General features: G+C 70.6%; 4 protein-coding genes and 1 rRNA gene. 2 read left to right on the forward strand and 3 right to left on the reverse strand.

Features of this window, described 5'->3' with window-relative positions; all coding sequences use genetic code 11:
* Positions 1–25: 25 nt before the first annotated feature.
* A complete protein-coding gene (locus ACQKQD_RS26840) occupies positions 26–781 on the reverse strand; it encodes a DUF72 domain-containing protein (protein WP_427510060.1) in 756 nt (251 codons plus the stop codon).
* 66 nt (positions 782–847) lie between these two features.
* Here ACQKQD_RS26840 and ACQKQD_RS26845 point away from each other — a divergent pair, with 66 nt between their 5' ends.
* Positions 848–1,210: a DUF4186 domain-containing protein gene (locus ACQKQD_RS26845; RefSeq protein WP_427510061.1), complete on the forward strand. Its 363-nt coding sequence runs from the start codon at positions 848–850 to the stop codon at positions 1,208–1,210.
* A 95-nt stretch (positions 1,211–1,305) separates the two neighbouring features.
* On the opposite strand, the gene ACQKQD_RS26850 is transcribed toward ACQKQD_RS26845, so the two are convergent.
* Together ACQKQD_RS26850 and ACQKQD_RS26855 are read right to left on the reverse strand one after the other, a co-directional pair.
* Positions 1,306–3,690 (reverse strand): type IA DNA topoisomerase, encoded by a 2,385-nt coding sequence (locus ACQKQD_RS26850; RefSeq protein ID WP_427510062.1) that lies wholly within the window; start codon positions 3,688–3,690, stop codon positions 1,306–1,308.
* 375 nt (positions 3,691–4,065) lie between these two features.
* Entirely contained in the window at positions 4,066–5,832 is a 1,767-nt protein-coding gene (locus ACQKQD_RS26855) for a monovalent cation:proton antiporter-2 (CPA2) family protein (protein ID WP_427510063.1), read from the reverse strand.
* A 672-nt stretch (positions 5,833–6,504) separates the two neighbouring features.
* Between ACQKQD_RS26855 and ACQKQD_RS26860 the strand changes: the two genes are divergently transcribed.
* Positions 6,505–6,672 (forward strand): 16S ribosomal RNA (locus ACQKQD_RS26860); the annotation flags it as partial.

The following is a 6,672-nucleotide window of genomic DNA, read 5'->3' on the forward strand; positions in this document are numbered from 1 at the left end:
AATTGTGAGATCAATGTCTGTTGTTTCATGAATCGGATCCCTGTCGGGTCTCGACGCGCGCGAGCATGTCGAGGGCATCACCGATCGCGGCGAACTCCGCGGTGTTGTCGAAGATGCACCACGCGCGTCGGCCGAGGGCCTTGTGCGCTCCGAGGCGCTCGGCCATCCGGGACAGGACGCGCGGTTCGTACGCCGAGTAGTACATGCGCGGCGAGCCGTGGAGCCGATAGTAGACGAGGTCCGGCCAGCCACCGGGCATGCCGGCGTTCCGGACCGGCGCGGGGTCGGCCGCGACACGAGCGATCGCGAGGCCGACGAGCAGGTGGTCGACATCTTCTGTGAACCACGTGGCGTGGCGCGGCTCGCAGACGATGTCGCCCGGGAAGCGCCGCCGGAATCCCGATAGGAAGGTCGCCGCGGACGGGCTGTCGAAGGCCAGACTCGGTGGGAGCTGGAGCAGCAGCGGCCCGAGTTTTGTCCCGAGGCCCGTGACCTCCCCGAGGAAGCGCGCGAGGGGCTCATCCACGCCGATGAGGCGCCGCTCGTGCGTGACCGATCGCGGCACCTTCACGGCGAAGCGGAACCCGTCCGGCACCGCCGCAGCCCATCTCGCGTAGGTCGTCGCCCGATGGGGCCGATAGAAGGCGGTGTTGATCTCGACCGCGGAAAAGCGCTGTCCGTACCGCTCCAGATGGCTTCCCGCCTCTGGGAACTGCGGTGCGTAGGCCTTGGGCAGGCTCCAGCCCGCGGTTCCGACGGCGATGGCGTCTGATGGATGCATGGAATACCGCTCGGGGCCGAAGCCATGCCGGCCCGACCGGCGATCGGTAGACCGGGATCTGCACGCATGCGAGCGCTCGACGAGGTGTTCGACCGTCTCCAGCAATCCGCGTTCCGGCGACGCTTCCGGCTGGCGATCGCCGATCGGGTCTACCTGCGAGAGAAGGGGCTCCCGACGGTCTTTGACCACGCGCGGGACTTCGTGCGGCGACGCCTCGCGTCCGCCGAGCCGAGGAACGACGGCAAGCAGACGCCCTTTCGCGGTCATCCCGTCTTCACGGCGCAGCACGCGACGGCAACCTGCTGCCGCGGTTGCCTGGCCAAGTGGCACGCGATCCCCGCCGGCCGGGCATTGACCGCCGTCGAGCAGGCCCACGTGGTCGCCGCGATCGCGCGCTGGCTGCGCTCCGAGGACCCCGAGGCCGCCTGAGGCGCGCGCCAGGCCGGGCGGCCGGCGCCACCGAGACGGGGCAAAGTCGGCGTCGCGGACGAACGCCGCGATCCGGTCACTCCCGCCGCGGCGGTTCAGGCCCGGCGGCGTGCCGCTGCCGGTCGCGGCGTCCGGGCCACACGGCCCCGCCGCTTCTCCCGCTCCGCGGGCCGCTTGGCCTTCGCCCCTCCGGAACTCGCCTCGTCCCTTCCCTGCCCTGGCCGCGCGGCGTGCGCGTCGAGGAAGCGCCGGCACGCGTCGAAGTCCGTCTCCGCGTCCGGCGGGCACGGGATGCCGCGCTGCTGGGCGAGGCTGCGCGCGTAGCCGACCATCGCCGCGCTCGGGCTCCGCCGGCCGTCTGCGCGGCCGGCGTCGTCCTCCTGCCCGGCACGCGGCCCGGCATGGGTGTCGAGGAACGCGCGGCAGACGCTGATGCTGCTCCTGCAGCCACGCGGCAGCGTCACGCCCTTCCGCTCGGAGAGGCTCACGGCGAACGCCACCATGGCCGGCGTCGGCGGCCGCTGATCGCCCGGACCGGCCGGGATCAGGCTCGGATCGAGGCTGACCGTCGGCGCCTGCGCGATCGCGGTGATGAGGTCGTCGAGGCGGGCGCGGGTGCGCTGGCGGAAGGCGGTCGCGCGCGCGACCGCCTCGGCGCGCGTGGCCGCCCGTCCGATCTCGGCGAGCTCCGCCTCGAACATGGCGCGCCCGACCGGATCTCCGTAGGCCGGGAACACGCTGCGCACCGCGCGGACGAAGGTCAGGCCGACCTCGGTGACCTCGATGGCCGGATCCTTGCCGGTAGACAGCGCGATGTAGCGGCTCTTCAGGAGCTTGGGCAGGATCGTGTCGCGCGTCGCGGCCGTGCCCAGACCCTTCGGCTCGTTCGGGTTGGCGGGGTTCTCCAGGGCGCGCTTGGCGGCCGGATCGTCCACTTGGTCGATCAGCCGGCCCATCACCACCGGCAATTCGCCTCGGGTGATCCGCCGCGGCGGCTCGGTCTTCGCGGTGGTGATCTCCGCCGTCGCGGCGGAGGCGCCCTCGCCGTCGGTCACGAGCGGCAGGCGGGTGGCGGTGGCGTCCGCCTCGCGCTTGGTCTTGCCGGGCACGGCATCCGTTTCGAGCTCGGCCTCGCTGCCGTAGAGCGCGCGCCAGCCCGGCACGCGCACGACGCTGCCGGAGACGGCGAACCGCCTCACGCCCAGCGGTGTCGCGACATCCGCCGTGACGCTCGTGCGCGCGTCGACCCCGTCGGGCAGGTGCGCGGCGAGATAGGCCTTCGCCACGAGTTCCCACAAGCGGAACTGATCGGTGCTGAGACGGCCGCGCTCGGGCGCCTTGCGCAGGGGCACGATGGCGTGGTGCTCGCCCGGATCCGCGACGTAGTGGCCCTTCAGGCCGCGACGGATCAGCGGCGCAGCGTCGCGCGGAACGACTGTGCTCAGGTCGGTCAGGACGGTCGTGACGGCCGCGATGATCGCGGCGGCATCGCCGGCCTGGCCCTCGGGCAGGTGCTCCGACTCCGTGCGCGGGTAGCTGAGGTACCCCTGATCGTAGAGGTCCTGAGCGATGCCGGCCGTGTGCTGCGGGTCCCAGCCGAACCGCTTGGCGCAGCGTCGCGCCAGGGTGTCCTTCGAGAACAGCCGGGGCGGCGCGCGCCGGACATCCCTGTGCGCGACCGCCAGAGGGCCCGACCACGTCGCCGCGGCGGACCGGATCGTCTCAGCGACCGCCGCATCGAGGATCCGCTCCTTCGGGGCGTGCCAGAGGGTGATCTCCGCGCCTGCATGGGTCCTAAGGTGCAGCGCGACCTTGAAGAAGTCCTGCGGCACGAAGGACCGGATCCGCTCCTCCAGGTCCGCCAGGATGGCGAGGGTCGGCGTCTGGACGCCGCCGAAGCGCCAGGGCTCCCGGAAGGCGGGCGGGCGCAGGCGCAGCGAGATCGCCCGCGTGCCGTTCAGGCCGAGATGATAGTCCTCGTACTGCCTGCAGAGCGCCTCGAGATAGGCGGCGTAGTCGCGCTCACCCGAGTCGGAATCCTTGGCCAGGGCCGCGAAGGCGCGTCGGATCGAGACCTCGTCGAGCGCGCCGAGCTTGAGCCGGTCGACCCGGCCGTTCCAGCCGAGATGCTCGAGCACTTCCCACGCGATCATCGAGCCCTCGCGACCCGGATCCGTGGCGATGACCACGCGGTCCACGCCGCTCAGCGCCTGCCGGATCGCGGCGATCTTCGGTGCGTGCGACTGCCCGGACCGGTTCGTGCCGTAGCCGACCGGGATCGTGGGAAGGACGATCGGGAGGAGGTCGAAGCGCCAGGGCTTCCACTCGGGCCGGATGCTGCCCGGCTCCTCGGCCGACAGCAGGTGTCCCTCGGCGGCCACGCAGACCGTGCTCGGCGAGCGGAAGAAGCGCTGCAACTGGCGCATCGCCGAGGGCTTCTCGAAGAAGAACAGCGTGCGACCGGAGCTCGGAGATGACATGTTGCTGACCGCTCCGGCTGTCGCCGCGCCTGACCCAGGGTTCACATTTTGTTCCAAACGGGCTCGGGACGCAACTGGCGCCTTGAGAGGGGAAGCCGTGGGGAAGCCGGCGGCGTGTCGCCCTCCCCAGGCACACCGGCCGGCGCCGCGATGCTGGAGCGGCGCTCGTACCTGTGCGCCGGGCTCGCCCGCGGCGGCGACCCGGAATACCTCCGTGGCCGGATTCCCGCCTGTGGCTGGCGCGTCGCTGTCGACCCGCGCACCGTCCTCCGAAGGCTCCGGGCACGCGCTCGCGCGCTGAGGGTTGCCCGCCCCGGGTGTCTGCCGAGACCAGCAAGCCTTCAGCGGGCACGGCACCGAGCCCCGGTCGCCGGCCTAGCCGGCCGCGTGCGCCGAGCCGGGCTTGTTGCCGTGAATGAGGTCCCGACCCGCGTAGATGCCGCCCACGACCTGCAGATCGAGACGCTCCGCATCGCGGCGCCGGACCTCCGCCAGGATCGCGCTGGCCGCTTCCGGTTCGGCTCCGGTCGTCAGGAGCGCCTGCTCGCCGAGGAGCAGAGCCGACTCGACCGTCTCGCGGATCTGGTAGGCCACGCCCGCCTGGATCAGCTCGACCGCGTGTTCGCGATCCCGGGCGCGCGCCAGCACGGGCACCAGGGGGAACTCCGCCTTGGCGATCTCCGCGACGCGTCTGGCCATCGCGGTGTCGTCGACGCAGATCAGGATCGCCCGCGCCGTCGCGGCGCCGGCCGCGTGCAGAATGTCGAGGCGGGTGCCGTCACCGTAATAGACCTTGAAGCCGAATCCCTCGGCGAGACGGATGTTGCTCGGGTTCGTGTCGATGATCGAGACCGAGCAGCCCTGCGCGATGAGCGGCTGACTGGCGATCTGGCCGAAGCGGCCGAACCCGACGATCAGGGCGCTGCCCACGAGGTCCTCGGGCGCCTCGACGCCGTCGATGGACGGGACGGCCTTGGGACCGAGACGATCGAAGGCGACGACCATCAGCGGCGTGATCGCCATCGACAGGATGATGGTGGCTGTCAGGACGGCGTTGGTCGTGCCGTCGATGATGCCCGCGCTCGCGGCGGCCGCGTACAGCACGAAGGCGAACTCGCCGCCCTGCGCCATCAGGGCCGCGCGTTCCAGCGACTCGGCGTGCGAGGCGCGCAGCACCCGGGCCACGCCGTAGATGAGCAGACCCTTCACGGTCATGTAGGCGGCGACGCCCGCCAGGATCAGGCCGGCATTCGCGGCGATCACCGTCAGGTCGAGGGACATCCCGACCCCGAGGAAGAACAGGCCGAGCAGGATGCCGCGGAACGGCTCGACATCGGCCTCCAGCTGGTGGCGGAAGCTCGACTCTGAGAGCAGGACGCCGGCCAGGAAGGCACCCATCGCCATCGAGAGGCCGCCGAGCTGCATCGCGAGGGCCGAGCCGAGCACGACGAGGAGGGCCGCGGCCGTCATGACCTCGCGCGCCTTGGCGGCGGCGAGGAGGCGGAACAGCGGGTTGAGCAGCCAGCGCCCCGCGGCGACGAGCGCGCAGACCGAGAGCAGGGCGATGGCGACCGTGACCGCGCGCTCCGTCGCGCTCGCGGCGCTCCCGCCCGGTGCCAGAAGCGCGACGGCGGCGAGGAGCGGCACGATGGCGAGATCCTCCAGCAGCAGGATCGCCACGATGCGCTGACCCTTCGGCGTCGAGAGCGCGCCGCGCTCCTCCAGGAGCTGCATGACGATCGCGGTCGAGGTCAGCACGAAGCCGGTCCCGGCCACGAAGGCGACGGTGATCGAGAAGCCGAGGGCGAGTCCGACCAGGGTGAGGGCGGTGATGCAGGCGCCCACCTGGGCGAGGCCGAGCCCGAAGATCGCGCGGCGCATGCCCCAGAGCCGGGACGGCTCCATCTCCAGCCCGATGATGAAGAGGAACATCACGACGCCGAGCTCCGCCACGTGGAGGATGGCGTGGGCGTCCGTGAACAGGCCGAGCCCGAAGGGCCCGATCGCCAGTCCTGCCAGGAGATAGCCGAGGACCGATCCGAGGCCGAGCCGCTTGAACAGCGGGACGGCGATGACGCCGGCCGCCAGGAGGGAGACGACCTGAACGAGTTCGCTCGCGGCACCGGATGCTTCGACGGCCATGGCGGGGTCCTTCCGTGGGTGCACTGGCGCCCCGCGGCCCGTGCAGGGCCCCGACGTCGCGCCGATGGATCCATCTTGAGCGAAGCAGGCGCAATCAGAAATGGAAACTATCGAAACGGATCGTTTCCATGAGCACTCATCGTGCGGCCTGCTCTGACGCGCGATCCGGAGCGAGGCCCCTCGTCCGGATCACGGAGGGGTGTGCTGAGAGGCTGGCGCGGCGACGGGTCTCTGCGCGCGGGGGCTCTGCCGGATCCGGGAGCGGTGTCCGCACACGCGGACGACCGCGCCCGTCAGCGTCCGGCAGTCGACGAAGAGGGGCGATTGACAGCCGATTTCTGGCGCCCTATACGGCGCCTCCCGACGCGGTGCCCGGCCAGGGCGGGCCGCTCGGACGGACTTCCACTGAAGACTGCAAGCAACGGTCGGCGAGCGCCGAGTAGTTTTTTGTTGATCTTCAAATGGCACTTGTGTAAACAGGCGCCGTTCTTTGACAAGTGAATACGGGAAAGAGAAGCGTGGACGGCGCTTGTCCTTGCGGGTCCGGCGAGAGCCGGATCAACGAGAGAAGCGAGCTGTCTAACGCTTCGGAAGCTCACACATCCGGGCAGTGATGCCGGGATGATTGTGAGCCTCTGTCAAGTAGTTGTGATCAGCTTAGATCAATCTCTTCAACGTGAGAGTTTGATCCTGGCTCAGAGCGAACGCTGGCGGCAGGCTTAACACATGCAAGTCGAGCGGGCCTTTCGGGGTCAGCGGCGGACGGGTGAGTAACGCGTGGGAACGTGCCTTCTGGTTCGGAATAACCCTGGGAAACTAGGGCTAATACCGGATACGCCC

Origin of the sequence: Methylobacterium sp. NPDC080182 (genome assembly GCF_050281105.1) — a bacterium.
Taxonomy (GTDB): Bacteria; Pseudomonadota; Alphaproteobacteria; order Rhizobiales; family Beijerinckiaceae; genus Methylobacterium.

Coding starts and splice junctions, on each gene's coding strand:
- ACQKQD_RS26855 (WP_427510063.1), bottom strand. CDS start 5,832: ATGGCCGTCGAAGCATCCGGTGCCGCGAGCGAACTCGTTCAGGTCGTC.
- ACQKQD_RS26840 (WP_427510060.1), bottom strand. CDS start 781: ATGCATCCATCAGACGCCATCGCCGTCGGAACCGCGGGCTGGAGCCTG.
- ACQKQD_RS26850 (WP_427510062.1), bottom strand. CDS start 3,690: ATGTCATCTCCGAGCTCCGGTCGCACGCTGTTCTTCTTCGAGAAGCCC.
- ACQKQD_RS26845 (WP_427510061.1), top strand. CDS start 848: ATGCGAGCGCTCGACGAGGTGTTCGACCGTCTCCAGCAATCCGCGTTC.